Annotated in this window: 26 protein-coding genes; 5 read left to right on the top strand and 21 right to left on the bottom strand. The window is 55.1% G+C overall.

The window, feature by feature from the left end:
• Positions 1 to 512: 512 nt before the first annotated feature.
• The 11 genes from nth to blr all read right to left on the bottom strand — a co-directional run bounded on the left by nth (position 513) and on the right by blr (position 9,554).
• Positions 513 to 1,148, bottom strand: a complete 636-nt coding sequence (gene nth / locus ABLV78_RS13825; protein ID WP_047042799.1) for an endonuclease III — start codon at positions 1,146 to 1,148, stop codon at positions 513 to 515.
• A gap of 1 nt (position 1,149) precedes the next feature.
• Positions 1,150 to 1,848, bottom strand: coding sequence for an electron transport complex subunit E (locus ABLV78_RS13820; RefSeq protein ID WP_015366856.1), 699 nt, complete (start codon positions 1,846 to 1,848; stop codon positions 1,150 to 1,152).
• Positions 1,849 to 1,851: 3 nt separating this feature from the next.
• Complete coding sequence (rsxG, locus tag ABLV78_RS13815; RefSeq protein WP_045392452.1) at positions 1,852 to 2,472, bottom strand: electron transport complex subunit RsxG; 621 nt, start codon at positions 2,470 to 2,472, stop codon at positions 1,852 to 1,854.
• A 9-nt stretch (positions 2,473 to 2,481) separates the two neighbouring features.
• Positions 2,482 to 3,534 carry an electron transport complex subunit RsxD gene (rsxD, locus tag ABLV78_RS13810; protein ID WP_047042802.1) on the bottom strand — a complete coding sequence of 351 codons (1,053 nt, stop codon included), beginning with the start codon at positions 3,532 to 3,534 and terminating at the stop codon, positions 2,482 to 2,484.
• Positions 3,535 to 5,757 (bottom strand): electron transport complex subunit RsxC, encoded by a 2,223-nt coding sequence (gene rsxC / locus ABLV78_RS13805; RefSeq protein ID WP_059342074.1) that lies wholly within the window; start codon positions 5,755 to 5,757, stop codon positions 3,535 to 3,537. It abuts the gene before it with no gap.
• The gene (gene rsxB / locus ABLV78_RS13800) at positions 5,750 to 6,328 is read right to left on the bottom strand and encodes an electron transport complex subunit RsxB (protein ID WP_045392444.1); all 579 of its coding nucleotides are present in this window, start codon (positions 6,326 to 6,328) and stop codon (positions 5,750 to 5,752) included. Before rsxB ends, rsxC begins: the two co-directional genes overlap by 8 nt.
• Positions 6,328 to 6,909, bottom strand: coding sequence for an electron transport complex subunit RsxA (rsxA, locus tag ABLV78_RS13795; RefSeq protein ID WP_015366851.1), 582 nt, complete (start codon positions 6,907 to 6,909; stop codon positions 6,328 to 6,330). The genes rsxB and rsxA overlap by 1 nt, the downstream gene beginning before the upstream one ends.
• A gap of 78 nt (positions 6,910 to 6,987) precedes the next feature.
• Entirely contained in the window at positions 6,988 to 7,428 is a 441-nt protein-coding gene (locus ABLV78_RS13790) for a DUF2569 domain-containing protein (protein ID WP_047042807.1), read from the bottom strand.
• A gap of 78 nt (positions 7,429 to 7,506) precedes the next feature.
• Positions 7,507 to 7,722, bottom strand: a complete 216-nt coding sequence (ydgT, locus tag ABLV78_RS13785; protein ID WP_015366849.1) for a transcription modulator YdgT — start codon at positions 7,720 to 7,722, stop codon at positions 7,507 to 7,509.
• Positions 7,723 to 7,935: 213 nt separating this feature from the next.
• The gene (locus ABLV78_RS13780) at positions 7,936 to 9,306 is read right to left on the bottom strand and encodes a GH1 family beta-glucosidase (protein WP_047042808.1); all 1,371 of its coding nucleotides are present in this window, start codon (positions 9,304 to 9,306) and stop codon (positions 7,936 to 7,938) included.
• 110 nt (positions 9,307 to 9,416) lie between these two features.
• Entirely contained in the window at positions 9,417 to 9,554 is a 138-nt protein-coding gene (gene blr / locus ABLV78_RS13775) for a division septum protein Blr (RefSeq protein ID WP_015366847.1), read from the bottom strand.
• Between the two features lie 169 nt (positions 9,555 to 9,723).
• Here blr and ABLV78_RS13770 point away from each other — a divergent pair, with 169 nt between their 5' ends.
• Positions 9,724 to 10,764, top strand: coding sequence for an oxidoreductase (locus ABLV78_RS13770; protein ID WP_045392435.1), 1,041 nt, complete (start codon positions 9,724 to 9,726; stop codon positions 10,762 to 10,764).
• 33 nt (positions 10,765 to 10,797) lie between these two features.
• Here ABLV78_RS13770 and add read toward each other — a convergent pair whose 3' ends face one another.
• Positions 10,798 to 11,802 carry an adenosine deaminase gene (gene add / locus ABLV78_RS13765; RefSeq protein WP_045392433.1) on the bottom strand — a complete coding sequence of 335 codons (1,005 nt, stop codon included), beginning with the start codon at positions 11,800 to 11,802 and terminating at the stop codon, positions 10,798 to 10,800.
• Between the two features lie 234 nt (positions 11,803 to 12,036).
• Positions 12,037 to 12,432 carry a DUF1398 domain-containing protein gene (locus ABLV78_RS13760; protein ID WP_045392431.1) on the bottom strand — a complete coding sequence of 132 codons (396 nt, stop codon included), beginning with the start codon at positions 12,430 to 12,432 and terminating at the stop codon, positions 12,037 to 12,039.
• Between the two features lie 343 nt (positions 12,433 to 12,775).
• Between ABLV78_RS13760 and metQ the strand changes: the two genes are divergently transcribed.
• Positions 12,776 to 13,591 carry a methionine ABC transporter substrate-binding lipoprotein MetQ gene (metQ, locus tag ABLV78_RS13755; protein ID WP_047042811.1) on the top strand — a complete coding sequence of 272 codons (816 nt, stop codon included), beginning with the start codon at positions 12,776 to 12,778 and terminating at the stop codon, positions 13,589 to 13,591.
• Here the strand turns inward: metQ and ABLV78_RS13750 are convergent, their stop codons facing one another.
• On the bottom strand, positions 13,592 to 14,020 hold the full coding sequence (locus tag ABLV78_RS13750) for a MerR family transcriptional regulator (RefSeq protein WP_047042814.1): 429 nt from the start codon (positions 14,018 to 14,020) through the stop codon (positions 13,592 to 13,594).
• Positions 14,021 to 14,100: 80 nt separating this feature from the next.
• Here ABLV78_RS13750 and ABLV78_RS13745 point away from each other — a divergent pair, with 80 nt between their 5' ends.
• Positions 14,101 to 15,327 (top strand): NADH:flavin oxidoreductase/NADH oxidase family protein, encoded by a 1,227-nt coding sequence (locus ABLV78_RS13745; protein ID WP_047042817.1) that lies wholly within the window; start codon positions 14,101 to 14,103, stop codon positions 15,325 to 15,327.
• A gap of 33 nt (positions 15,328 to 15,360) precedes the next feature.
• On the opposite strand, the gene yedF is transcribed toward ABLV78_RS13745, so the two are convergent.
• The 5 genes from yedF to malX form a co-directional block, all read right to left on the bottom strand.
• A complete protein-coding gene (yedF, locus tag ABLV78_RS13740; protein WP_015366840.1) occupies positions 15,361 to 15,594 on the bottom strand; it encodes a sulfurtransferase-like selenium metabolism protein YedF in 234 nt (77 codons plus the stop codon).
• Positions 15,591 to 16,802 (bottom strand): selenium metabolism membrane protein YedE/FdhT, encoded by a 1,212-nt coding sequence (yedE, locus tag ABLV78_RS13735; RefSeq protein WP_047042821.1) that lies wholly within the window; start codon positions 16,800 to 16,802, stop codon positions 15,591 to 15,593. The genes yedF and yedE overlap by 4 nt, the downstream gene beginning before the upstream one ends.
• Before the next feature lie 164 nt (positions 16,803 to 16,966).
• The gene (ydfZ, locus tag ABLV78_RS13730) at positions 16,967 to 17,170 is read right to left on the bottom strand and encodes a putative selenium delivery protein YdfZ (protein ID WP_015705242.1); all 204 of its coding nucleotides are present in this window, start codon (positions 17,168 to 17,170) and stop codon (positions 16,967 to 16,969) included.
• Between the two features lie 92 nt (positions 17,171 to 17,262).
• Positions 17,263 to 18,447: a MalY/PatB family protein gene (locus ABLV78_RS13725; protein WP_047042823.1), complete on the bottom strand. Its 1,185-nt coding sequence runs from the start codon at positions 18,445 to 18,447 to the stop codon at positions 17,263 to 17,265.
• Between the two features lie 48 nt (positions 18,448 to 18,495).
• On the bottom strand, positions 18,496 to 20,088 hold the full coding sequence (gene malX, locus ABLV78_RS13720) for a maltose/glucose-specific PTS transporter subunit IIBC (RefSeq protein ID WP_045392419.1): 1,593 nt from the start codon (positions 20,086 to 20,088) through the stop codon (positions 18,496 to 18,498).
• A gap of 173 nt (positions 20,089 to 20,261) precedes the next feature.
• On the opposite strand from malX, the gene ABLV78_RS13715 reads away from it, so the two are divergent.
• Positions 20,262 to 21,290 (top strand): Mal regulon transcriptional regulator MalI, encoded by a 1,029-nt coding sequence (locus tag ABLV78_RS13715; protein ID WP_015705245.1) that lies wholly within the window; start codon positions 20,262 to 20,264, stop codon positions 21,288 to 21,290.
• An 81-nt stretch (positions 21,291 to 21,371) separates the two neighbouring features.
• Here ABLV78_RS13715 and ABLV78_RS13710 read toward each other — a convergent pair whose 3' ends face one another.
• Together ABLV78_RS13710 and manA are read right to left on the bottom strand one after the other, a co-directional pair.
• Positions 21,372 to 22,865, bottom strand: coding sequence for a YdgA family protein (locus tag ABLV78_RS13710; protein ID WP_047042826.1), 1,494 nt, complete (start codon positions 22,863 to 22,865; stop codon positions 21,372 to 21,374).
• A gap of 97 nt (positions 22,866 to 22,962) precedes the next feature.
• Positions 22,963 to 24,141, bottom strand: coding sequence for a mannose-6-phosphate isomerase (gene manA, locus ABLV78_RS13705; RefSeq protein WP_047042830.1), 1,179 nt, complete (start codon positions 24,139 to 24,141; stop codon positions 22,963 to 22,965).
• A 196-nt stretch (positions 24,142 to 24,337) separates the two neighbouring features.
• Between manA and fumA the strand changes: the two genes are divergently transcribed.
• The gene (gene fumA, locus ABLV78_RS13700) at positions 24,338 to 25,984 is read left to right on the top strand and encodes a class I fumarate hydratase FumA (RefSeq protein ID WP_032714392.1); all 1,647 of its coding nucleotides are present in this window, start codon (positions 24,338 to 24,340) and stop codon (positions 25,982 to 25,984) included.
• Positions 25,985 to 26,081 lie beyond the last annotated feature (97 nt).

Raw genomic sequence — 26,081 nt, 5'->3', positions numbered from 1 at the left:
CTCTGTTACACATAACTAAGCCACTATAATTAGCCAGTCATACAAATGTTATACAGAGTTAAATTTCACCTTTTCGTTAAACCTGATATTTTAATCTGCGCCGGGCGGCCATCGTGGGGATAAAGGCGATATATTCTGCTTTTTGACCTTGAAGGCAGTGGGATGGCCTATATTCCTAAAAATAAGCAGGCTATTCTCCTGGTGGCTGAGGCTCTGATATTGAAATTGCTGGCTTTTTGCAGCATTTTTGCAACAGTAATTTAACGACGAGTTGCGTGGATGATCTTGATCACAAATACATAGAAAATTTTCAGCGGTAAAAAACGATTGCGCTGATTGCTGGTTATATAACCGCATAATTATCCATCTAAATGGCAAAAGTATGGAGTCATTGTCGGTGTGATTGATGAAAAATAGAACCATAACCACAGGTTAGGTTATGGCTCCGGGCGATCGTTGGTGAAAATAGCGGTGACTGACGAGGACGGTAATATTCAGCAGATATGCAAAAATCAGGGCTCAACCTTCTCTTTATACTCGCACAAATCTTCTATCAGGCAGGAACCGCAGCGCGGTTTTCGCGCGACGCAAGTGTAACGGCCGTGAAGAATAAGCCAGTGGTGACAGTCAACTTTAAACTCCGCCGGAACCACCTTTAACAACTTTTCTTCGACTTGTTCAACGTTCTTACCGGGAGCAAATTGTGTCCGATTGCAAACGCGGAAGATATGGGTGTCGACGGCAATAGTCGGCCAGCCAAAAGCGGTATTCAGCACGACATTGGCGGTCTTACGACCGACTCCTGGTAGCGCTTCCAGCGCCGCCCGGTCTTCCGGCACCTCACCGTTATGTTTCTCCAGTAAGATGCGGCAGGTCTTAATGACGTTTTCGGCTTTACTATTAAACAAACCAATGGTTTTGATATAGGACTTCACGCCGTCAACGCCAAGCTCCAGCATCGCCGCCGGCGTATTGGCGACCGGATAGAGCTTCGCCGTCGCTTTGTTGACGCTAACATCAGTGGCCTGCGCTGACAGCAGCACCGCAATAAGTAGCTCGAACGGTGAGGTGAAATTGAGTTCAGTGGTTGGGTGCGGGTCGTTATCCCGCAGCCTGGTCAGGATCTCCAGGCGTTTGGCTTTATTCATCTTACGCTTTCCCTGTCACATCAGTTGGGGCGACGGAGACGGCCTGCGCCGCTTTCGCCTTACGCTGCTTAGTACGCTCATCGATGAGGTATTTTACCGCCAGCATCATACCGAGGCCAATGAAAGCGCCTGGCGGTAGCATCGCCAGCAGGAACGGCGTATCGGTATGGAAAACTTCAATGCGCAGGACTTTCGCCCAACTGCCTAATAAGCTATCGGCACCATCAAACAGCGTGCCATTACCGATTATTTCGCGCAGCGACCCCAGCACAAACATGGCACAGGTCGCGCCCATACCAATGGAAAAACCATCGAGCGCTGACAGCGCCGGTCCTTTTTTGGCGGCGAACGCTTCGGCGCGCCCAACCACGATACAGTTGGTCACGATAAGCGGAATGAAGATACCCAGCGATTGATACAGGCCGAAAGCGTAGGCATTGATAAGCATTTGTACCACGCTGACTACCGAGGCGATAATCATCACGTAGATCGGAATACGGATCTCCGCCGGTGTCCAGCGGCGCAGGCTGGAAATGGTGAGGTTGGTGAGCGTCAGCACCAGCGTGGTCGCCAGACCGAGGCCCAGGGCATTGGTAGCCGTCGAGGTAACCGCAAGCAGGGGACACATCCCCAGCAGCTGGACCAGCGCCGAGTTATTCTTCCACAACCCTTGAACAATGACGTCTTTTACTTCGCTCATGGCTTAGTCTCCGCAGGCGGTGAATTCAGGGATCTGCGCGGGCAGCGTTTGCGCATACAGTCCCGCGCGTTTAACGGCGTTTACCACCGCGCGTGGGGTAATGGTCGCGCCGGTGAATTGGTCGAAATCACCACCGTCTTTTTTCACCGCCCAGTGGCTATCATTTTGGCCATGGATAACCTTGCCGCTGAAGTGGGTGATCCAGTCGGAAATACGCAGTTCAATCTTATCACCGAGCCCGGGGGTCTCATGATGCTCGGTAACGCGTGAGCCGAGAACGGTGCCTTTAAAGTCAGCTGCGACCAGCAGTTGAATCGCCCCGGAATAACCATCCGGCGCCGTGGCTTCCATCACCGCGCCGACCGGCGCATCGTTATGCTTTGCAATCCATACTTTATGCTGACCTTTGCCTAACTGCGGTGCGGTCACCAGATAACAGCTTTTCAGCAGATCGTTATTATAACTCTCCGCTGGCAGGACCTGATCGAACAGGGCCTTTTGCTGTAGCGCGGCCTGCTGCTCAATGGTGTTCTTGGTTAATTCATTGATGGCGGCCGTCAGTCCGGTAGAGCCAGCGGCAAAGAGCGCCAGCGTGATGCCGTGTTTACGCATGCTATTTAACATCGCGACTCCTCAACGGTGGCCATACACGCGCGGACGCGTGTAGTAGTCAATCAATGGGACGGTAATATTCGCCAGCAGCACGGCGAAGGCGACGCCGTCCGGATAACCGCCGAAGCTGCGGATTAGCCACACCAGTAAACCTGCCAGCGCGCCGAAAATCAGGCGTCCGCGGTTGGTAGTGGATGCCGTCACCGGATCGGTAAGGATAAAGAACGCTCCAAGCATGGTGGCGCCGGAAAGCAGATGCATCTGCGGCGATGCCAGGCTTTCCGGTGAGAAAATCCAGCCGAGAGTGGCGCAAACGGCAAGGCTTAACAGGAAGCTTACCGGAATATGCCAGCGAATGGTTTTTTGCCAAAGCAGGAACAGACCGCCAGCCAGCCAGGCGAGGTTAACCCACTGCCAGCCGAGACCAGCTAGTTGGCCGCCGTAAATTGGATACTGCAGGATCTCTTTTGCGCTGTGTCCGGCATGCAGGGACGTTTTAAACGTATCCAGCGGCGTGGCCTGGCTGATACCGTCGATTCCCATACGCAGGCTGTTCATATCGCCGCCGCTGGCGGTATGGCCGCTGAAAATAACCTGCAGCGCATCCATAAAACCAGGCACCTGAGCGGAAATCTCATGCGGTGGTAACCAGGAGGTCATCTGCACCGGGAAAGAGATCAGCAGAACAACATAGCCGATCATCGCCGGGTTAAAGGGGTTATGCCCTAATCCGCCGTACAGTTGCTTGGCAATCACCACCGCAAAGGCGGTGCCTAACACCACCATCCACCACGGCGCCAGCGGCGGAATACTGACGGCCAGCAACAGCCCGGTCAGCAGGGCGGAGTTATCCGCAAGGGTTGCCGCTATATTTTGTTTGCGCAACTTGAGAATAGCCGCTTCGGTTCCCCATGCGGTGAAGGCCGCGAGGATAATCTGCAACAGGGTACCCCAGCCGAAAAACCAGCTCTGGACGATAATACCAGGGATCGCCGCCAGCAGCACCAGTAGCATAATTCGCGAGGTCTGGCGCTGGTTGTGGGTATAAGGGGAGCTTGCAATTCTGAAAACCATTTATTCCTCGTTAACTGCCTGCTGTGTTGCTTTACGCGCCTGAACGCGAGCGATAGCTGCCGCGACGGCCGCCTTACGCGGATCGTCATTGGCGGCATCCGGCGTGGATTGTTGTTCTGCTTGTTGTGCTGCCTTTCGCGCTTTGGCACGGGCGATAGCGGCCTCAACGGCGGCTTTACGCGGGTCGACCACGGGGGCTGCCTCAACCAGTGTTTCACTTTCGGCAGAAGGTGCTGCGCTTTCAACTTGCTGTGCGGCCTTACGCGCTTTTGCACGGGCGATAGCGGCTTCAACGGCGGCTTTACGCGGGTCGACCGCGGGGGCAGCCTCAACCGGTGTTTCACTTTCGGCAGAAGTTGCGACGTTCTCAACCTGCTGTGCGGCCTTACGCGCTTTGGCACGGGCGATAGCGGCTTCAACGGCGGCTTTACGCGGGTCGACCGCGGGGACAGCCTCAACCGGTGTTTCACTTTCGGCAGAAGGTGCGACGTTCTCAGCCTGCTGCGCGGCTTTGCGCGCTTTGGCACGGGCGATAGCGGCCTCAACGGCCGCTTTGCGCGGATCGCTTGCTTCGGCTGTTGATTCAACAGCGGCTTGCTGTTCGGCTTTGCGCGCCCGAGCCTCGGCTTTACGCGCTTCGCGGGCGGCAATCGCTTCGCTGTTGTCCGGTTTGCTGCCGGACTGAATGACAATCGGCTGCGCCGCGTCACGCTGCTTATCGCGTACGCGGGCCAGCGCGGCGTTAATGGCATCCTGATCTTTCGCCGCCGGTTGTACGGCCGCTTTTTTGTGCCGCTCCTGACGCGCGGCTTTTTCACGTTCAAGACGTGCCTGTCGCGCTTCAAAACGAGCTTTCGCTTCGGCGGCGCGCTGTTCTTCCAGGCGAATGGCGGCTATTTCCGCTTTTTCCTGGCGGAAATATTGCACCAGTGGAATATTGCTGGGACAAACCCAGGCGCAGGCGCCGCATTCGATGCAGTCCGCTAAGTTATGGGTAGTGGCTTTGTCGTGCTGCTGGCCTTTACTGAACCAATACAGCTGCTGGGGGAGTAGATCTGCCGGGCAGGCATCCGCACAGGCGCTGCAGCGGATACAGCCTTGTTCTTCCTGCGTTTCGCCCATCTCAGTTATCGACGGCGCCAGCAGGCAGTTAGTGATTTTCACGACAGGAACGTCAAGCCAGGGCAAAGTGAAGCCCATCAGCGGCCCGCCCATGATGACCATCGGCTCCGCGCTGGCGCAGAAACCGGCATCGCTCAGCAGATGACGCACCGGCGTACCAAGGCGCGCCCAAACGTTGCCCGGACGGCTAATCGCTTCGCCGGTTAAAGTGACGACGCGCTCGGTTAACGGCTCGCCGTCAATAACCGCGCGTTTAACAGCATAAGCGGTACCAACGTTCTGCATCAGGACGCCAATATCGGAGGAGCGGCCTCCGTGCGGCACCTGCTTACCGGTAAGAATTTGCGTGAGCTGCTTCGCGCCGCCGGAGGGATATTTCGTTGGGATCACCCGCAGCGCTATGCCATGGGCGTCGGATAATACCGCGCGCAGCATGGAAATGGCCTGCGGTTTATTATCTTCTATACCAATCAGCACCTGTTTGGGCTGCAAAATATGCGCAAGGATGCGGATCCCTTCAACGACCTGCGCCGCGCAGTCCTGCATCAGGCGATCGTCGGCGGTGATATAGGGTTCGCATTCCGCGGCATTGATAATCAGGGTGTCGATTTTATCACCGCCGCCGCGCAGTTTTGTTCCCGTGGGGAAGCCGGCGCCGCCTAGCCCGGCAACGCCAAACTGGTGGATACGCTCGATCAGTTCTTCACGCGATTTGTTGTGGTAGTCGCTCCAGCCGTCGCGCTCGATCCAGCAGTCATCGCCATCGGCGTCGATAATAACGCTCAGTTCCGCCAGCGCGGAAGGATGGGCGGTCGAGTGAGGCTCGATGGCCGTCACCGTCCCGGAAGTTGGGGCATGGACCGGCAGCATTCTGCCAAAACCGCGGGTCAACGGTTGGCCGCGCAGAACCTTATCGCCCGGTTGTACGCACAGTTCGCCTTCAGCACCGATATGTTGCTTCAGCGGAATGACGAAACGCTGCGGCAGAGGAACCTGACGCAGCGGCGTGCCGTTGGACTGAGTTTTCATTTCCGGCGGATGAATACCGCCGTTGAAATCCCAGATCTTGTCTTTTCGGAAAGCGGAAAATAACTTAAACATGTTGTTCCACAGGAATATTGCGTACTGGGATGGTTTGCAGGTCCCATTTCCAGGTTTCGGTGGTCTGGGCGACTGGACGCAGGTCAATACACTGAGTCGGGCAGGGGGCCACACAGAGATTACAGCCGGTACACAGGTCGCTCATTACCGTATGCATGGCGCGGGTCGCGCCAACGATGGCATCGACCGGACAGGCCTGAATACATTTGGTGCAGCCAATGCAGTTGGCTTCATCAATCACCGCCAACATGCGAACCGGCTCTTGCTGCTGCTCGTCGCCGTCAATAGGCTGCGGATCGACATTCAATAACGCGGCGATTTTTAACATGACTGCTTCGCCGCCGGGTGCGCAGCGGTTGATTTTTTCACCCTGGGTGCCTACGGCTTCCGCGTAGGGACGGCAGCCCGGAAAACCGCACTGACCGCATTGGCTTTGCGGCAGCAGTTCATCAATTTTTTCTACCACCGGGTCGTCTTCCACCGCAAAACGGCGCGACGCGTATCCCAGTATTAAGCCGAAGATCAGCCCGAGCAGGCTGATGGCGATCACGGCTATCCAGACAGCGCTCATTACAACTTCACCAAACCACTAAAGCCCATGAATGCCAGTGACATTAATCCAGCGGTCACCAGCGCAATCGCGTTACCGCGAAACGGCGCGGGAACATCGGCAACCACCAGGCGTTCGCGAATGGCGGCGAATAACACCATCACCAGCGAGAAACCGACGGCAGCGGCGAAACCGTACAGCGCGGACTGCAGGAAATTATGCCCGAGGTTAATATTCAGCAATGCCACGCCCAGCACCGCGCAGTTGGTGGTGATTAACGGCAGGAAGATCCCCAGCAGACGATACAGCGCCGGACTGGTTTTACGGACCACCATCTCGGTAAATTGCACCACCACTGCGATGACCAGGATAAAGGCCAGGGTGCGCAGATAAACAAGGTTCAGCGGGATAAGGATCCAGGTATCAATCAACCAGGCGCAAATCGAGGCCAGCGTCATCACGAAGGTGGTGGCCAGTCCCATCCCCATAGCGGTTTCCAGCTTTTTGGAAACCCCCATAAACGGGCACAATCCAAGAAACTTCACCAGCACGAAGTTATTAACAAGGACAGTACCGACAAAGAGCAGTAAATAATCAGCCATTATTGGACCTGAAACGAAAAAAAGCCGCCTATTATCGAATAAATCGATACCGGCGACAACAGGTGAACTGTGTGGTTATTACGGATTGACGAAGGTCCGCTTAACCCGCGCAGAGCGTCGAAAATAGGGCGCAAACAACGCTGCGGCAAGCAACGGAAACAACAGCTGGCGCATGGCCAGAAGATCCGAAATCGGCGAAAAAGCGAACGCCTTAATCGCCAGCAGCAGAGAAATAAGCAGCCAGATAATGTAGTGCTTAGGTACCACCGCGCGGCGTTTGAAAAAAGCGATTGTCAGCCACAGGGTATAATACCACATCGCGACGGCGAACAGCAGGGAAGCCAGCCATAGCGCCAGGTGGCCGAAGCTCATTGCTTTCAGCAATGCCCAGGTCTGCGGCGCCATCAGCGCATTCGCGTACAGTATTAATGATAGAGAGGTGCTGAACAGCGCGAGCAGTAACCACGCCAGCGGCGCCAGTAGCCAGCCGCCGATACGTTCTGCAGATTGAGAGGACATCGTAACCCCCGGATTCAACGCCAGTTAGTTAATTTCAGGGCGGGAAGTATAAGCAACTGGCGTGAATGATAACAGCCTTTATTGCACGTAACGCCATACCGACTTCGGCACCTGGCCTACATCGAACAGTTTTCCGCCAGAGACTAACTCGGCGCGGCGGTGATCGGCGGCGCGATACATGTTGACGATTTCATTGGTGTCAGAGAGAGAATAGTTAAGATGATCAAATAGTTTTTCCAGGCTTTCCAGCGAACTAATTTTGCGGAATTTTAATAAATAATCCTGTACGGTCATTTGTGTATCCATTTAATAATCGGAATTAAGTCGAATATTACCAATTTTCTGTAAACCGTGTTTCAACTAACAGCGCCTTCTTGATGGGCCGGCGGAATTATTTCGGTTGCCAATACTAAAAACAAGAACTGATTAGGGTCCTGGCATCGTAAAAAGAAATTTAAGAATATTCTACAACCAGATCAGGCGCCGGACGGCGCCTGGGAGGGAAGATTAACGCTGTTCGCCTCGGCTGGCAATAACGTTTTGATACCAGAAATAACTCTTTTTTCGTTTGCGAGCGCGGTTCTGCTGGTGATCGACGTAGACAAAACCGTACTGCTTCTGATAACCGTTGAGCCAGCTTAGCAGGTCAATAAAGGACCACGGGTAAAAACCACGGACATCCGCACCTAATGCTATTGCTTTTTCCAGCGCATTAATGTGGCTACTCAGATAGTCAATTCGCGGATCGTCGACAATTTCACCGTCAATTATCGGATCTTTTGCCCCCAAACCATTTTCGGTGATATAGATTGGGATATCGCCATAGCGCTCTTTTATCATCATGATGCCGTCGGTTAATCCCTGCGGCCAAATTTCCCAACCCCATTCAGTATAAGTACTTTGCGGATTGCGGACGAAATAAAATAATCCATCTACGCCGGACTCGCCGACGCCTGGACCCTCCTGCGGCGTGGCGGAGACCGTCTCCCGACGGTAATAATTCAGGCCAATAAAATCACAGCGGTTTTCCTTAAGCAGCGCATCATCGCCCGGGGCGAAGCGCGGTACATTCCACAGCGCCTGAGCCTGACGAAGCAAATCGTCTGGATAGACGCCTTTCAGTACCGGATCGTAGAACCAGTGAGTATGAATAGCATCGGCCAACGCAGTGGCCTTAATATCCTCCGCGCTTTGCGTCAACGGCGTATGGGGCTGCAGGACATTAACGAAACCAATCTGACCGTCAATGTTCATTTCACGAAAGCTCTTAACGGCCAACGCGTGGGCGATAAAGACATGGTGACAGGCCTGGATGGCGCGCGCCGGGTCGCGTACCGCCGGTGGGTGGCAGCCATTTATATAACCGTGGCCAATAAATACGATAGTTTCGTTAAAGGTGGCCCACAGTTTGACCCTGGAACCGAAGCGCTGATAGCACAGACGTGCGTATTCAGCGAAGGCTTCCGAGGTGCTGCGGGCCTCCCAACCGCCTTCGTCCTGCAATGCCTGCGGCAAATCCCAGTGATAAAGGGTGATCATCGGTTCGATATTGTGCGCCAGCAGTTCGTCGATCAGATCGCTGTAAAACTGTACGCCGGGTTCATTGACTTCGCCGCGGCCACGAGGCAATAACCGTGGCCAGGAGATAGAAAAGCGGTAGCTTTGGAGCCCCATTTCCGCCATCAGGGCGACATCTTCACGAAAACGATGGTAGTGATCGACTGCGATATCGCCATTGGTGCCCTGAAAGGTGGTTCCTGGCTGGTGCGAGTAGATATCCCAAATAGAAGGGCCTTTGCCATCGGCATCGTGCCCGCCTTCAACCTGGTAGGCGGCCGTTGCGGCCCCCCAGAGAAAATCTTGCGGAAATGCGCCCATCAAAAAAACTCCTTATCAAGTGATAAAGAGAGTGTATTGAATGGCGCGACAAATCTGCAACCGGTTTCTGAAACCGGTTGCAGATTTGCGGCGAGCATCACTTTTTGCCGTTACTTCGCCTGAACGGTGCTGGCCGGAGGCGGGGACTGATAATCATCGATTTGATGCGCAACCACCAACAGCACAGCCGAAACGCCAAAAACAACCCAACCAATAAGTTCTACAATGCGGGTAAAAACAGTCGTCATAATTCTAAAGCGGAAAGTTAAAATGGACTGAAATGTTACTAAACCGCGGAAACAACGCAAGTACTACCGCCCATGCATTGCGCAAATGGCGCAAAGATGAACACCGTACACTGATAAGTGGAAGATTGCGGTTTATAGTTAGAGCCATGTTGCCTGTGAGGATGACGCCATGAGTGATGCTATACGGGTAGGGCTGATAGGCTACGGTTATGCAAGCAAGACATTTCATGCGCCTTTGATTTCCGGTACGCCGGGTATGGCGCTGTCGGCTGTGGTCAGTAGCGACGCGCAGAAAGTGCTGGCAGACTGGCCGGCGACCCAGGTGGTGGCTTCCGCGAATTCGCTCTTTGCTGACCCCGATATCGATCTCATTGTCATTCCGACCCCCAACGATACTCATTTTCCGCTGGCGCGAGCGGCGCTGGAGGCGGGCAAACACGTCATTGTTGATAAGCCTTTTACCGTGACACTGTCACAAGCGCGTGAGTTGGATGCTATCGCCAGAAGCCGCGGGCGTCTGTTATCAGTATTTCACAACCGGCGTTGGGATAGCGATTTTCTCACGCTGAAGGCCTTGATTGCCGCTGGGGAATTGGGAGAGGTCAGTTACTTTGAATCACATTTCGATCGCTATCGTCCGCAAATTCGCGATCGCTGGCGTGAGCTAGGCGGCCCTGGCAGCGGTATCTGGTATGACTTAGGCCCTCATCTGCTGGATCAGGCGGTCAATCTGTTTGGCCTGCCGGTGAGTATTGCCGTCGATCTGGCGCAGCAGCGCCCCGGCGCTCAGGCGACGGATTATTTCCACGCGGTGTTAATTTATCCGCAACGACGCGTGATTTTGCACAGTACGCTGCTGGCGGCGGCGGAAACGGCGCGTTATATCGTCCATGGTTCACGAGGAAGCTATGTGAAATATGGTCTCGATCCGCAGGAAGAGCGTTTGAAAAGCGGCGAGCGGCTGCCGCAAGAGGATTGGGGCTACGATATGCGCGACGGCATATTGACCCGCGTTGAAGGTGAAGAGCGCGTCGAGGAAACCTGGCTGACGCTGCCGGGAAATTATCCCGCTTATTATGCGGCGATCCGCGATGCGCTCAACGGCAGCGGTGAAAACCCGGTACCCGCAAGCCAGGCGATTCAGATTATGGAACTGATTGAGCTGGGGATTGAATCGGCACGGCACCGGACGGCGCTGTGCCTGATTTAACCGCTTACTCCGCCTGTGCGGCGGAGCTTTGACTTAATGAGCCTGCAGGACGCGTTGCATTAGCGCCTCTTTTTCCTGACGACTCAGGAACGCCAGCTCCAGACCGTTAATTTGCGCCTGGCGGATCTGCGCACGGCTGAGGCCCGCCGCCGGTGCGGCGACATTGTACTCATGAATGATATCCACACCCTGTACCGCCGGATCATCGGTGTTAATGCAGGCCAGAACGCCGTGATCGAGGAAGGTCTTCAGCGGGTGCTGCGCCAGTGAGGCGACGGTACTGGTCTGGATGTTTGATGTCAGGCAGGATTCAATGCCAATACGTTCAGCGGCGAGGAAGTCCATCAGCTTCGGATCCTGCACTGCTTTCACCCCGTGACCGATACGTTCGGCGCCCAGTTCACGAATAGCCTGCCAGATACTTTCCGGCCCGGCGGCTTCACCTGCGTGGACGGTAATACGCCAACCCGCGTCACGTGCGCGGCGGAAATGATCCATAAACAGCGCGCCAGGGAATCCCAGCTCATCGCCAGCCAGATCCAGCGCGGTGATACCATCGCGATGGGCCAGCAGGGCGTCGAGTTCTTCTTCACAGGCCGCTTCGCCGAAGGTGCGGCTCATGATGCCAATCAGACGCGCTTCGACGCCAAAATCACGGCAGCCTTCACGTACTCCGGCAATCACCGCTTCGACGACGCCGGCGACCGGCAGCTGATGGGTCATCGCCATATAACGCGGAGAAAAGCGCAGCTCAACGTAGTGCAGGCCGTTGCGCGCGGCGTCTTCAACGTTTTCCCAGGCAACACGCCGGCAGGCTTCCAGAGAAGCCAGCACCTTCACGCCCCAATCGAGTTTCGCCAGGAAGCTGACCAGGTCTGGTTCATTGCTGGTGACCTGCACATGCGGACGCAGCGTTTCAAGCGTGTCTGCCGGGAGAGTAATATTGAACTGGCGGCCAAGATCGAGAATGGTTTGGGCACGGATGTTGCCGTCAAGATGGCGGTGAATGTCAGTTAAAGGCAAAGTTGAATCAATCATGGACGCACTCGTTTTTTAGTTGAAGTGCACGACATTATACATCAGCAGCGGAACTGTTTAAAAGTAGGGAAAAAATCCTGTTGATACAGAGAGATGACTTGAACAAAGTCTGTTTTTGCGCAAATAAAGAGCCATTTTTTCTTTTTGTTGCGCAATTCGGCTGATGGACTGCCCGCCACAAAACTAACTGCGGGCCGCCTGAATATCCGGATGAGCGTTTAATAATTTCTGCGATTAAAAGGGCAGAATCATATTTTCCATATGCAATAACGTATTATCTTTTGACCAGTAATGGCGCGTTTTTTCATTAAGATCAACCACCCACTTGAATACCCCTGCATTTGCCAATTCAGCGCAATAGATATCAAAAGGGGTGATACCGCTAAAGTGGCGTCGCGCAGCTTCTCGGGTAAGCGTTCTGCAGGCCTGCGAGTTAACACGCAGCAACTTTCTGTTGCTTTTCAGGGAAACGAAAGTATCTGATGACATAACAAAATTCACATTCCCGGTAGCGACAAAATAAATGTAATAAGAGACATTATTTTCAATAAGTACTTCAGTAAATGAAATAAAATCCGCATCAGTACGTACTCGCTCAAAAATGGTTCTGAGCAAATCCAGAAGCTCCATGGTTTTCCTTGTGGGTCGTGTGCGCGCGTGAGACGGCTTCATATACGGTTGGTGTATATAAAACGTTCACATATCTATTTATTATAATGCTAATTATATAGGCTTAATTTTAATGTGTGTAATGGTGTTGGAACAGTGTTTCAAGTGTTACAAAATATTGCTTCAGCGTCAGATATCGCGGTTGAACTGGCAGGGAGTAAAACAGCGCGGCGACTTATCAATAGCATTTCGCTATTAGTCATAGAGAATCAGTATTTAATCTTAATATTCCGCTTTTATATAGTATCACGGACTACTATTCCTGCCATCGTTAGCAGGCTATTTTATAAAGGACGCTGGGAAAATGGCATTTACTCTGAAAAATTTGACGCATTCATTGGTTTTCGCTGGCGCATTGCTGCTGGCGGGCTGTGGGCCAAAAGATCAGGATCCGAATCATATTAAAGTGGGGATTAGCGCGGGGATAGACCAGCAAGTCTGGGCGGTGGTGCAAAAGGTCGCCAAACAAAAATATAACCTCGATGTCGAGGTGGTGACTTTCAATGACTTCGTCCTGCCAAACGAGGCGCTGAACAATGGCGATCTCGATATCAATGCTTTCCAGCATAAACCTTATCTGGATAAACAGATTCAGGAGCGCGGCTATAAGCTGGTAGATGTCGGTACCACATTTGTCTATCCGATAGCCGCTTATTCAAAGAAAATCACCGCCATTTCACAGCTTCCGGACGGCGCCCAGGTGGCGGTGCCTAACGACCCAACCAACCTTGGACGCTCACTGTTATTGCTGGAGAAGCAGGGACTCATCACTCTGAAAGAGGGGGTTGGCCTGCTGCCAACCGCGCTGGATATCGTGAAAAACCCGAAGAAGCTGAAAATCGTCGAGATTGAAGCGCCGCAGCTGACCCGCGCGCTGGATGATAAACAGGTGACCATGGCTATCATTAATACCACCTTTTCCAGCCAGATTGGCCTGTCGCCGACGCGCAATGGTCTGTTCATTGAGGATAAAAATTCGCCGTACGTCAATATCTTCGCCAGCCGTGAAGATAATAAAGACAGCGCAAAGGTAAAGAACCTGGTGAAAGCCTATCAGACCGACGAAGTCGCCAATGCCGCCGCCGAATTGTATAAAGGTGATGCGGTGAAAGGCTGGTAGCTATTCTTCCCTCGCGGTCTGGTTCTGTGCATCCAGCACCTGAGTTAACACGCGCCGCGCATTAGCGGCGCAGTCAATGTCATCCGGCTTCTGTTGTATCTCATCAATAACGCTTATCAGCTGCGCTTTGCTGTGCGCGAGTTTCTGTTCCAGTTTTTCAATATCCGCCACTTTTTGTTGCAGGGTGGTGAGAAGCGTTTGTCGGTCCCAGTGGTTGAGATCGGACGGTAACAGGGCGGCGATTTCTTCAAGAGTAAATCCCGCCGCCTGTGCGGTAGTAATCAATCCCAGCAACACCAGCGCCTCTTCCGGATAGCTGCGATAGCCATTGGCTTTACGCTGCACGGTTTTGAGGATCCCGGCGCGCTCGTAATAACGGATCCGCGAAGGCGTAAGGCCGCTGCGTTTTGCCAGAGTACCGATGTTCATTTTTATTCCTCATAAGCTGCTTGACCTTAAACTTAACTTTAAGGTTATGGTTTGTCCAGTACACTGACTGGAGCCCTGACATGACACTCTTTACTCCGCTGCGACTGGCCTCTGGCGTCGTCATTAACAACCGCATCGCTAAAGCGGCGATGGAAGAAAATATGGCCGATGCCGATCATGCGCCGTCAACGGAATTACTCACTCTCTATAAGGCCTGGGCGCAGGGGGGCGCCGGGGTGATTATTACCGGCAATGTGATGGTGGACGCCAGGGCGATGACCGGCCCGGCGGGCGTGGTGCTGGAAGATGAACGACATCTCGACAGGTTTCGCGCCTGGTCGCAGGCGGCGCGGGCGAATGGCGCGCAGGTGTGGATGCAGATTAATCATCCTGGGCGACAGATGCCTGCGGGCCTGGGACAGGAGACGCTGGCCCCTTCGGCGTTGGCGCTGGATCTTGGCTCGCAATCTTCGCGCTTTCGCCTGCCGCGGGCCATGGATGAGAAGGATATCGCCGATGTGACGCGACGGTTCATCACCACCTCCCGGCTAGCGGAACGCGCTGGATTTCACGGCGTCGAAATCCATGCCGCCCACGGTTATTTGCTGAGCCAGTTCCTCTCGCCGCTCAGCAATCAGCGCACCGATCGGTATGGCGGGAGCATTGAAAATCGCGCCCGTCTACTGCTGGATATCGTGCGCGGCGTACGCGAGACCGTGGCGGCGGATTTTACCGTTGCGGTCAAACTCAATTCAGCGGATTTCCAGCGCGGCGGATTTTCGATTAACGATGCGAAGAGGGTGGTGCAAATGCTGGCGGAAAGCGGCGTCGATCTGGTCGAACTTTCCGGCGGCAGTTACGAAGCGCCGGCGATGATGGGCGCCATGCGCGATGAGCGGACGCTGGCGCGGGAAGCTTACTTCCTGCAGTTTGCCGAGCAGATCGCCGAAGTGGCGACGATTCCTTTAATGGTCACCGGCGGCGTGCGGCGGCGTGAAGTGGCGGAAAGGGTGGTGAATAGCGGGGTTGCGCTGGTGGGGATCGCCACGGCGATGGCGATTGTCCCCAGTCTGCCGCAGTACTGGCGTGAGGGGGAGTTCGATGCGCCACTGCTGCGTCAGGGTAACTGGAAGAACAAGGCCATTGCCGCCACCGCGCATATGGCGGCGGTGAAATATCAGCTGCAGCGGCTAAGCCGCCACCGCGCGGCGCGGCCGCAGGGCTCACCGCTATGGGCGCTGCTGACGGCGCAACTGACGGCGAAACGGCAGGCTAAACGTTATCGGCGCTGGATGGCGGGCAAGTAATGACAGCCGGTAGCGTGCTACCGGCCCCTCGCGTCACTTTTGAATCAGATAGCGGATTGTCGGCCCGTCCTGCTGAATATCCAGCACGGTATAGCCGTGATTTTTAGCATCGTGCGGGATGTTGTTGATTGACTGCGGACAGTCGCTCACCACTTCCAGTATTTCCCCTTTTTTTAGTGCCGGCATCGCTTCAAGCGTGGCCACGGCTGGGTAGGGGCAAGGTTCGCCAACCATATCGAGGCGGTAATCAGGAACGATCTCTTTCATGCGGTTTCCTTAATACGGATCGCCGAAGTGTTTTTCTGGCGAAAGAAGTGTTTTTCCCAGGCGATGACCAACATCAGCGCGATAAACAGCAGCAGGTAGGTGATAAGCAGGCCGCCGAACGGACCAAAAGTCGTCAGCAGGTTAATCTTATCCCAGTTGGTGGCAAGCGTCGGCGATAAATCATCCCAGAAGTAAGCCAGCAGGGTGGAGCCGATAACGTTGCCTAACCCGACCCACCAATAATGTACCTGGCCTTCAACGGCGCGATACATCCAACCGGTTTCACAACCACCGGCCAGTACGATGCCAAAACCGAACAGCAGGCCGCCAATTACCGCGTTCGGCCCGGCCCACATGATTTTGGGCTCCATGCCGAGCTGCACATAGCTAAAGATACCGATAGCGCTGGCCGCCATCCCGAAGATGATTGCTTTGGCCATATAGGTGCGCCCGGTCACCCACATATCGCGAAAGGCGGAGGTGAAACAGATTTGCGCTCGCTCGATGAGCAGGCCAAAAGCAACGCCGAACAGCAGGGCCAGGCCAAGTTTAGGCTGATTGGCGGCGGTCAGTAGCCCCCAGCCGATCATAGCGACAAATACCAGCATTCCCAGACGAAAGCGGCGACGCGCCTGCGCGGGTTTTTGAGTTAACGGTGAGGCCGCGGAGACTTTCTCAATTTTGACCGGAATACGGAAAACAGGCAGCAGCGTAAAACGCGCGCCGAACCAGGTCCCGATGGCGGTGGCGATGGCGAAGAACCATGCGTGCAGGGAAAACTGCGGGATCCCGGTGAAGAAAGCCGCCAGGTTACAACCCATTGCCAGCCGGGCGCCGAAGCCAGCGATAATGCCGCCGGCCAGCGCCTGGAAAATGCGAATGCGGCTACGCGGCATCCGCAGCTTGACGTTATTCGCCCACAGCGCGGCGGCCAGGCAGCCGCCAAACATGCCAAGGATCATCATGCCGTCGATACGCGTTAACGGCGTACCTTCGAGATGGATTAATTGGTAGTAACCCCAGTTTTCGGCCGGAACGCCCATCATCTGCAGCAGTTGGCCGCCCCAGCGGGTAAATTCGCCGGTGACTGCCCAGAATGTACCGGTAATGCCAAAATAGTAAGTAGAAAGAATACCGGCGGCGATCACCGCAGGCGCTGGCGCCCAAAACTTAATTAGCCAGGCTTGTTTGAATTGTTGCCATGTCATAGAAATGCCTCTGAACTCAGAAGGTAATTCGCCCCGAAAGGGCTTGAAGAGCCGCGATAATACGCCGCTTAGCTTTCAGAATCACTCGACGAGATCAAAAGCGGGAAGAATGCCTCATGAAAAAGGCCGCCAGTCAGGGCGGCCTTAAATCAACAACGCTGGAATTAATTAAAGCCCAGGCGAATAAGATTCAATGGGCAATACAATTCATGGCTACCGTCTAATTCTACGCAGTCACTGCGGCGCAGCTGTTCGCTGTTTTTATTGGCGCCATGAATAGCCTTAATCACTCCCGTCGCGCCGCTGTCGGCCACCATGACCCGGCTGCCGGCATCAATAGCATTACGGTTACGATCGTAGGTTTTCATCATTTCCTCCTCTGCATTGTCATTCGGACGTGATTGTTTAGCGTTGTTTTAATACTCCTGTGTGGTTAAAAAGTTTTTGAGATATATCAAAATTATTTTAATTCAGGGCGCAATGACCGCAGAGCGGCAATCAATCCTTGAACCCCTTTCTCAAGCTTCACCCGCGGGCATCCGGCATTTAGCCTGATGAAACCGTTACCCTCTTCGCCATAGGTATAACCCGGCATGATCGCGAGTTTTTGCTCTTCAATCAGCGCTTTTTGCAGCGCGCGATCGTCGATACCGAGTGGACGCAGATCGATCCACGCCAGATAGGTGGCCTGTGGCGGCTGCCAGTTTAGCTGCGGGAAGGCCTGATTCAGCTGCCCGGCGATATAGCGCATGTTTTCCTGCAGATAATCGCGTAGCGCATCCAGCCATGGCGCGCCCTGACGATAGGCGGCGATATGCGCGACCAGCGCCGGAACCGACGGAGAAGAGAGTCCATCGCGGCCTTTCAGCGCTTGCAGATAGCCATCGCGCGAAGCAGTATCGGCGATGAGCCCATAGGCGCCGGTAAATGCCGGGATATTGAAACTTTTTGAGCCCGACGTGAACAGCGCCCAGGACCCCTGCGCAACGGCGCACCAGGGGGTATGATGGTGTTCGCCCCAGGTCATATCCATATGAATTTCATCGCTAATAACCCGGACGTTATGCTTCGCGCACAGTTGCGCCATGGTAGTCAGTTCATCGCGGCTCCAGACTTTGCCCGTCGGATTGTGCGGGCTGCACAGCAGCAAAATGCGGTTGTCGGGATGGGCGAGCGCGGCTTCCAGTTCGTTCATATCGCAACGCCACTCACCCTCATCAAGCTTGAGCGCCACCGGGGCAATGCGGCGCTGGTTGCCGTCGATAGTTTTGTAAAACGCGTCGTAAGCCGGAGTATGGACCACGATGCCGTCCCCCGGATTCGACCATTGCCGAATCATTTCGGCCACCATGTAGATAACCGACGGGCCGTAAACGATGGCGTCGTGGTCGATGGGGCTATGAAAACGGCTGGCGAACCAGTGGCTGACGGCCCCGAGAAATTCGTCGTTTTTCCAGCGGCTATAGCCAAAAACGCCGTGCGCCAGGCGCTGGCTGACGGCGTCGATAATACAAGGGGCGGTAGCGAAATCCATATCGGAGATAGTGAACGGCAGGAGGTCGGCGGCGCCGAAACGGTCGGCAACGTAATCCCATTGGGTGCACCAGGTACCGTGGCGATCGACTGGCGTGGCAAAATCAAACATCTGAACGTCCTTCGAAAATGCCCCCTACGCGTGGAAGGGGGCGTATGTTTAGGCCTGAACGGTATTCATCAGGGTGGCCATTTCATCTTTTACCGACTGAACCTGTGGGCCGATGACCACTTGCAGGTTGTGATCGTTAAGCTGGACCACGCCGATTGCGCGGTTGGCTTTCAGCGCGGCGGTATCGACTTTGCTCATGTCGTTCACCGACAGGCGCAGGCGGGTAATGCAGTTATCGAGCGTGACAATATTGTCGGCACCGCCGAGCGCGGCCAGAATCGCCGGCACGTTATAACCTGATTTGCCAATCGTTCCGGCAACCGCTTTTTCGATGTTAGTCGCCGTTTCGATATCGCGGCCCGGCGTTTTCAGATTGAAGCGGGTGATGGCGAAACGGAAGATACCGTAGTACACCGCGAACCAGATGGCGGCGACAACCGGCACCATATACCACTTGGTCGACAGCCCGTGCAGGATGCCAAAGACCACGAAGTCGATAATGTTGCCGTCGGTGTTGCCGATGGTGACGCCAAGTACCGCCATGATAGTGAAACCAAGGCCGGTCAGCAGGGCGTGGATGACGTACAGTACCGGCGCGACGAACAGGAACAGGAATTCCAACGGTTCAGTGGTACCGCCGACTACGCAGGCAATCACGCCGGAAATGAGCAGCCCTTTAATTTTATGACGGTTTTCTGGGCGGGCGCAGTGGTACATCGCCAGCGCCGCGCCGGGCAGGCCGCCGAGGAAGGCTGGCATTTTACCCTGTGACAGGAAGCGGGTCGCGCTTTCAGAGAAGCCGTGCGTCGTCGGACAACTCAACTGCGCCTGGAAGATGGTCAGCGCGCCGCTGACGCTGTGGCCGCAAACGTCCATGGTGCCCCCCGCTTCGGTAAAGCGGATCAGCGCCACCAGAATATGATGCAGGCCGAACGGCAGCAGCAGGCGTTCTCCGGTGCCGAAGATCATCGGGCCAAAATCGCCGGCGCTATTAATAACATGTCCTAGTCCGTTGATACCCATCGCGAACACCGGCCACACCAGTGGAATAACCAGGCCGACCAGGCCTAACACCACGGTGGTAATGATCGGCACAAAGCGCGTGCCGCCAAAGAAGGCCAGCGCGTCCGGCAGACGGATGTTGTGGAAGCGTTCGTGCAGCATCCAGACGATAATCCCGGCGATCACCGCCCCGAGGATCCCGGTGTCGATCGACTGAATACCGATAATATTCTGAATGTTGTTGGCCTTGAGGATCGCCGCGTCGGTCGTTGGCAGAATGCCTTTCGCCGTCAGCCAGAAGTTAACCGCGAGGTTCATTACCGCGTAGCCGACGAAGCCCGCGAAAGCGGCGACGCCTTTGTTTTCACGCGCCAGGCCGAGCGGAATAGCGATACAGAACATGACCGGCAGGAAGCTAAAAGCAAATGAGCCGACTTTACTCATCCAGACAAAAATCGCCTGCAGCAGCGGCACGTTTAGCCACGGCAGCAGCGTAATCACATCGTGGCTGCTTAACGAGCTGCCGATCCCCAGCATGATCCCGCAAAACGAGAGCAACGCCACGGGCAACATAAAGGTTTTTCCTAACTGCTGGAAAAACTCCCATAAGGTAATTTTTGGTGCTGTTTTCGCCGTCATACACGAATCCTGGTTCTGAAAAGGGTCGATAGGATGTAACGTAGCGGCAAGATAAAACGTTTTATCATTTTTTAGTGCGATAAAAATCACATAATCAAGCGATAATAAGGTTTATAAAGATAACATACTGATAAAACGTTTTATCGAAAGGCAAAGGGAGTCAGCCAGTCGTTATGGCTATCGCAAAAAAGACAACCATCAATGATGTGGCGCTGGCGGCTGGCGTCTCGGTTAGTACGGTATCGCTGGTGCTCAGCGGTAAAGGGCGCATCTCTTCGGCCACCGGCGAGCGCGTCAATCAGGCCATTGAGCAACTCGGTTTTGTGCGTAATCGCCAGGCGGCGTCGCTCCGCGGCGGGCAAAGCGGGGTGATTGGCCTTATCGTTAGCGATCTGTCGAAACCGTTTTATGCCGAACTAACCGCCGGGTTGACCGATGCGCTGGAATCACAGGGTAAAATGGTATTTCTGACCCAGGGCGGGCATCGCGGCGAGAAAATGCTCCAGCGTTTTGAAACGCTGGTCTCGCAGGGGGTGGACGGGGTGATTATCGCCGGCGCTATCGACAAGGGCGGCGAACTGCGCGATCGTGCCGCCGAAGTGGGGATGCCGCTGGTTTTTGCCTCCCGCGCCAGCTACCTGGACGATATCGACCTGATCCGCCCGGATAACATGCAGGCGGCGCAAATGGTGACTGAACATCTGATTCGCCGCGGTCATCAGCGCATCGCCTGGCTGGGCGGACAAAGCGCGTCCCTGACCCGCGCCGAACGGGTGGGCGGCTATTGCGCCACCTTATTGAAGTACGGGCTGCCGTTTCATAGCGAATGGGTTGTCGAGTGTGGATCCAGTCAGCAGCAGGCTGCGGAAGCCATGATCGCGCTGCTGCGGCAAAACCCGACCATCAGCGCGGTGCTTTGCTATAACAGCGTCATCGCCACCGGGGCGTGGTTCGGTCTTCTGCGCGCCGGGCGGCAGAGCGGCGAGGGTAGCGTGGAAAGTTATTTTGAGCAACGCATCGCGCTGGCGGCCTTTGCCGAAGTGCCGGAAGCGGCGCTCGATGATGTTCCCTTGACCTGGGTGACCACCCCCGCGCGTGAGATGGGGAACAGTCTGGCGGAGTGTATTTTACGCCGCCTTGAGGAGGGGCAAGGCAGCGCGCGTAATCAGATTATGCCGCCGCGGCTGGTTATTAGAAAATAGGGGCCGCCATCGATTAAGGTGGTTCCCGGGCTGCGGCTTACGCCTTGCCCGGGCAACCTGATTGCAGCCCGGTATGTGTTTTTACTGCTGCGGTTCGGCGGTGGGGAGCGTCAGGCCGAACATGGCGGCGAAATCAGCCAGCGGCATTTTCTGCCCGTTTAGCGTGACCTGGCCGTCGGCGTACTGCAGGCTGGAGGTAATCGCGTTATCTTCCATCGTGGTCAGACGGAACATCTGGCCCATCGCCGCCAGCCCTTTAACCTGCTGATCGGCAAGTTTTGCCGCATCCTCCGGCTGATAGCCTTCCAGCCCGGCAATCTGCGTCATCAGAGCGGTGGCCATATCCACCGGGATCACCAGCTTGCCGTCCAGCGATTTCACGCTGCGGTCCAGTTCATCGGCGACGGTCTGCGGCGCGACGGTCGTTTGCGCCGGATCCTGCATCAGCACCGACAGATTCAGGGTGCTTTCGCCTTTCGCATTTTGCCAGCTCAGCGGGGAAATCGTCAGCGACGGATTACCTTTCAACAGAATCGGCAGCGAGCTAAAGAAGATTTCGCTTAACGCCTGCTGATAGAGTTCCGGATTCTGCGCCAGCTCTGGCTTCGCCATCAGCGCCTGTGCCTGGGCGTTATACTGCTGGCTGAATTGATGCCACGCCTGTCCGTCGAGATTATCCAGCTTAACGGTGAGTTTGCCGCGGCCCATATCCTGGTTTTGCAGTTTCAGGCTGTTAAGGTTGTAATCAAGCTGGCTATTGATACGCTTGCCGTCATCGGAGAGCGTAGAGCGGCCGTCGATATTCATGCCTTCCAGCAGCGCCAGCTCTTTACCTTCAACGCCGATCGCCAGTTTATCAAGCGAGATCTTCTGCTTGCCGATACGCTCCTCAAAAGCGGTCATTTCGGTGGCGCCGTCAGCCTTCAGGTTGCTGAAATTGAGCTGAACTTTCTGGTTGTATTCGTTGACCGCGTTGATCTGCCCGCTGGCCGCTTCGCCGCTCAGGCTGATAGTTTTGCCATCGCGATCGGCATTGAGCTGGAACTGGCCGCCGCTAAAGATAACTTTTTCATTGTCTTTAGCGTAATCCAGCGGGTTAAGGAAGATGGCCGACTGGGTATCGCCGCTGTAGGCAATACGGGTGTCGATGTTGAACGGCGCTTGCCCTTTAGCAATATCGAACAGCGCTTTGCTGGCGTCGTTATTCACGAGGGTGGTGTTGACGGAGGCCATTGCCGGCACGAGGTTAAAAGATTTTAACGAGGCAAGCGGGAAGGGACCATGATCGACCTTCTCGTCAAACACCAGGCTTTGACCGGCGGCCAACAGGCTGTGTTCTTTACCGGCCTGCGGCTTTACCACCAGTTGCAGATGGCTGCTGAATAACCCGCGCTGGTAGTCCTGATAGCTCAGCTCTACGCCCGCTTCCGGCGCGTTGCTCTGCAGTTGGGCATTCGCCTGCTGCACCATTTCGGCAATACGGTTTTCCAGTTGCTTACCGGTAAACCAGGCTCCGCCTGTCCAGACGACTCCGAGCGCGACGATAACTCCCGCGGCGACCAACGTTTTTTTCATAGCATTTGTCCATAAATGAAACCAGGCGGAACATGCCGCCTGGTTGTGTTGTCATGATGGGGGAAGTCTAGCAACTGCGGATTAAAAGTTCAGTAACTTACTTAAGCTTATTGAACACGCGCGCCAGACGACCGTTGCCGCTGACCTGTACCGGCGATTCGTTGCAGGCGATAAACGCCGATTCACCCGGCTGCAGGGTCAGACGCTGCTCGCCTTTACGCAGCGTTGCTTCGCCTTCCACACAGAACAGAATCGCGGCGCTCTCTTGCGCCAGAGAGGCCTCATTAGTGGTCAGATCGTGCAACGAGAAGGCGAAATCATCGACCGGGATTGGGAAATCCAGCTCGCTACCGCGTTGTTCCGGCTGGGTCAGCAGCTCAGCGGCCGGTTTGGCGACAAATTTCACGTTCGCCACCAGTTCCGGAATATCGATGTACTTCGGCGTCAGACCAGCGCGCAGCACGTTATCCGAATTGGCCATTACTTCCAGCGCCACGCCCTGCAGGTAGGCGTGCGGGGTCTCGGCGAACAGGAACATCGCTTCGCCAGGATTCAGTTTCACCACGTTGAGTAGTAGCGGGGAGAAGAGGCCGCTGTCATCCGGGTAGAATTCAGCGATCAGACGAATGGTCTGCCACGGCTCGCCCTGCTGGCGGTCGAGGGCGTTTTGCAGCACGCTGAGCGCATGCGCTTTTTCTTCACCTTTCATATTCAGCAGGCTGGCGAATAGCTGGCTTAAATGCGCGGCATCCGGCTGTTGAATGAATTCGCCAATTGCCGGATGCGCCTCGGCAACCGGCTGCAGCAGCGCGACAATTTCATTAAATTCGCGGAACGCGTTCATAGCGAGGAACGGCGTCAGGGCGAAGACCAGCTCCGGCTTGTGGTTGGGATCTTTATAGTTGCGCTCGGCGGCATCCAGCGGAATACCCGCGGCGTTCTCTTTGGCAAAGCCAATTTCCGACGCGCGTTTATTCGGGTGAACCTGGATGGAGAGCGGCTGGGCGGCGCACAGTACTTTGAACAAGAACGGCAGTTCGCCAAAACGCTCGGCGACGTTAGCGCCGAGGAGGGCATTTTTATCGGCTTCAATGACCTCGCGCAGCGACTGCGGCTGGCCGTCGGCGTTAAGGATCCGCGAGCTGCTTTTCGGGTGTGCGCCCATCCACAGTTCCGCCATCGGCAGGTTGTCCGGATTGGCGATACCGTAAAGGTCGGTTAACGCGGTGTGACTTCCCCATGCATAGTTTTGCACGGAGTTAATGAGCTTCTGCATTCTCAATCCCTGTTTCCACATAAAAATGTTGGCTCTATTAAACCAACAAATCGTCGAGAAGCAACTGCTGAAAGAAAAAGTCGTCCTTGTCTCAGTTTTTGTTAAAAAATTGTGTAAGATTGATCGACTCGCTTTTCTACAGGCAAATGGAGTGTCTGCCTGAAACATAATCAGCCAAGCAGTAAGTGAGAGTACAATGTCGAACAAACCGTTTGTTTATCAGGATCCTTTTCCGCTTAAAAAGGATGACACCGAGTATTATCTCCTCAGCAGTGATTACGTCTCCGTCGCCGAATTCGCCGGCCAGGAAGTTCTGAAGGTTGAACCTCAGGCGCTAACCTTACTGGCCCAACACGCGTTCCACGACGCCTCCTTTATGCTCCGCCCGGCACACCAGCAGCAGGTCGCGGATATCCTCAACGACCCGGAAGCCAGCGAAAACGACAAATACGTCGCGCTGCAATTCCTGCGTAACTCCGATATCGCCGCCAAAGGCATTCTGCCGACCTGTCAGGACACCGGTACCGCGATCATCATGGGGAAAAAGGGACAGCGCGTTTGGACCGGCGGCGGCGATGAAGCCGCGCTGGCGCAGGGCGTGTACAACACCTATATCCAGGACAACCTGCGTTATTCGCAGAACGCGCCGCTGGACATGTATAAAGAGGTCAACACCGGTACCAACCTGCCGGCGCAGATCGATCTTTATGCAACTGATGGCGATGAGTATAAGTTCCTCTGTATCGCCAAGGGCGGCGGCTCCGCGAACAAAACCTATCTGTACCAGGAAACGAAAGCGTTAATCACCCCGGCGAAGCTGAAAAACTACCTCGTCGAGAAGATGCGCACCCTCGGTACCGCAGCCTGTCCGCCTTACCATATCGCCTTTGTTATCGGCGGCACCTCAGCGGAAGCCACGCTGAAGACGGTGAAACTGGCCTCGACCAAATACTACGATGGTCTGCCGACCGAAGGTAACGAACATGGCCAGGCGTTCCGCGATGTGCAGCTGGAGCAAGAGCTGCTGCTGGAAGCGCAGAACCTCGGCCTCGGCGCGCAGTTCGGCGGCAAGTACTTCGCCCACGATATCCGCGTGGTCCGCCTGCCGCGTCACGGCGCCTCCTGTCCGGTGGGGATGGGGGTTTCCTGTTCCGCTGACCGTAACATCAAAGCTAAAATCAACCGCGACGGCATTTGGCTGGAGAAACTGGAGAGCAACCCAGGGAAATACATCCCTGAGCACCTGCGCCAGGCCGGCGAAGGCGAAGCCGTGAAGGTGAACCTCAATCAGCCGATGAGCGAGATTCTGGCGCTGCTGTCGCAGTATCCGGTGTCGACGCGTCTGTCGCTGAGCGGCACGATCATCGTGGCCCGCGATATTGCCCATGCCAAGCTTAAAGAGCTTATCGATAATGGCGAAGCGCTGCCGCAGTATGTCAAAGATCACCCGATCTACTACGCCGGCCCGGCGAAGACGCCGGATGGTTACGCTTCCGGTTCTCTGGGGCCGACGACTGCTGGCCGCATGGACTCATATGTCGATCTGTTGCAATCGCACGGTGCGAGTAAAATCATGCTGGCCAAGGGTAACCGCAGCCAGCAGGTGACCGATGCCTGCCACAAACACGGCGGTTTCTATCTCGGTAGTATCGGCGGCCCGGCGGCGGTTCTCGCGCAGCAGAGTATCCGCAGCCTCGAGTGCGTGGCTTATCCGGAGCTGGGAATGGAAGCTATCTGGAAAATCGAAGTGGAAGATTTCCCGGCCTTTATCCTCGTTGATGATAAAGGTAACGACTTCTTCCAGCAGATCCAGACGTCGCAGTGTTCGCGCTGCGTGAAGTGAACGATGCCGCCCTTCGGGGCGGTTTTTGTTTGTGCCGCTTTAGCGGCACGAACGACTAAAACAACTAATAATTCTGGTTAATACTTAATCCTTTAAG

Source organism: Klebsiella sp. CN_Kp075, from assembly GCF_040065055.2.
Lineage (GTDB): Bacteria > Pseudomonadota > Gammaproteobacteria > Enterobacterales > Enterobacteriaceae > Klebsiella > Klebsiella aerogenes.
This window is presented reverse-complemented; position numbering and strand designations above follow the sequence as displayed.

Coding starts and splice junctions, on each gene's coding strand:
- nth (WP_047042799.1), bottom strand. CDS start 1,148: ATGAATAAAGCCAAACGCCTGGAGATCCTGACCAGGCTGCGGGATAAC.
- ABLV78_RS13820 (WP_015366856.1), bottom strand. CDS start 1,848: ATGAGCGAAGTAAAAGACGTCATTGTTCAAGGGTTGTGGAAGAATAAC.
- rsxG (WP_045392452.1), bottom strand. CDS start 2,472: ATGTTAAATAGCATGCGTAAACACGGCATCACGCTGGCGCTCTTTGCC.
- rsxD (WP_047042802.1), bottom strand. CDS start 3,534: ATGGTTTTCAGAATTGCAAGCTCCCCTTATACCCACAACCAGCGCCAG.
- rsxC (WP_059342074.1), bottom strand. CDS start 5,757: ATGTTTAAGTTATTTTCCGCTTTCCGAAAAGACAAGATCTGGGATTTC.
- rsxB (WP_045392444.1), bottom strand. CDS start 6,328: ATGAGCGCTGTCTGGATAGCCGTGATCGCCATCAGCCTGCTCGGGCTG.
- rsxA (WP_015366851.1), bottom strand. CDS start 6,909: ATGGCTGATTATTTACTGCTCTTTGTCGGTACTGTCCTTGTTAATAAC.
- ABLV78_RS13790 (WP_047042807.1), bottom strand. CDS start 7,428: ATGTCCTCTCAATCTGCAGAACGTATCGGCGGCTGGCTACTGGCGCCG.
- ydgT (WP_015366849.1), bottom strand. CDS start 7,722: ATGACCGTACAGGATTATTTATTAAAATTCCGCAAAATTAGTTCGCTG.
- ABLV78_RS13780 (WP_047042808.1), bottom strand. CDS start 9,306: ATGGGCGCATTTCCGCAAGATTTTCTCTGGGGGGCCGCAACGGCCGCC.
- blr (WP_015366847.1), bottom strand. CDS start 9,554: ATGACGACTGTTTTTACCCGCATTGTAGAACTTATTGGTTGGGTTGTT.
- ABLV78_RS13770 (WP_045392435.1), top strand. CDS start 9,724: ATGAGTGATGCTATACGGGTAGGGCTGATAGGCTACGGTTATGCAAGC.
- add (WP_045392433.1), bottom strand. CDS start 11,802: ATGATTGATTCAACTTTGCCTTTAACTGACATTCACCGCCATCTTGAC.
- ABLV78_RS13760 (WP_045392431.1), bottom strand. CDS start 12,432: ATGGAGCTTCTGGATTTGCTCAGAACCATTTTTGAGCGAGTACGTACT.
- metQ (WP_047042811.1), top strand. CDS start 12,776: ATGGCATTTACTCTGAAAAATTTGACGCATTCATTGGTTTTCGCTGGC.
- ABLV78_RS13750 (WP_047042814.1), bottom strand. CDS start 14,020: ATGAACATCGGTACTCTGGCAAAACGCAGCGGCCTTACGCCTTCGCGG.
- ABLV78_RS13745 (WP_047042817.1), top strand. CDS start 14,101: ATGACACTCTTTACTCCGCTGCGACTGGCCTCTGGCGTCGTCATTAAC.
- yedF (WP_015366840.1), bottom strand. CDS start 15,594: ATGAAAGAGATCGTTCCTGATTACCGCCTCGATATGGTTGGCGAACCT.
- yedE (WP_047042821.1), bottom strand. CDS start 16,802: ATGACATGGCAACAATTCAAACAAGCCTGGCTAATTAAGTTTTGGGCG.
- ydfZ (WP_015705242.1), bottom strand. CDS start 17,170: ATGAAAACCTACGATCGTAACCGTAATGCTATTGATGCCGGCAGCCGG.
- ABLV78_RS13725 (WP_047042823.1), bottom strand. CDS start 18,447: ATGTTTGATTTTGCCACGCCAGTCGATCGCCACGGTACCTGGTGCACC.
- malX (WP_045392419.1), bottom strand. CDS start 20,088: ATGACGGCGAAAACAGCACCAAAAATTACCTTATGGGAGTTTTTCCAG.
- ABLV78_RS13715 (WP_015705245.1), top strand. CDS start 20,262: ATGGCTATCGCAAAAAAGACAACCATCAATGATGTGGCGCTGGCGGCT.
- ABLV78_RS13710 (WP_047042826.1), bottom strand. CDS start 22,865: ATGAAAAAAACGTTGGTCGCCGCGGGAGTTATCGTCGCGCTCGGAGTC.
- manA (WP_047042830.1), bottom strand. CDS start 24,141: ATGCAGAAGCTCATTAACTCCGTGCAAAACTATGCATGGGGAAGTCAC.
- fumA (WP_032714392.1), top strand. CDS start 24,338: ATGTCGAACAAACCGTTTGTTTATCAGGATCCTTTTCCGCTTAAAAAG.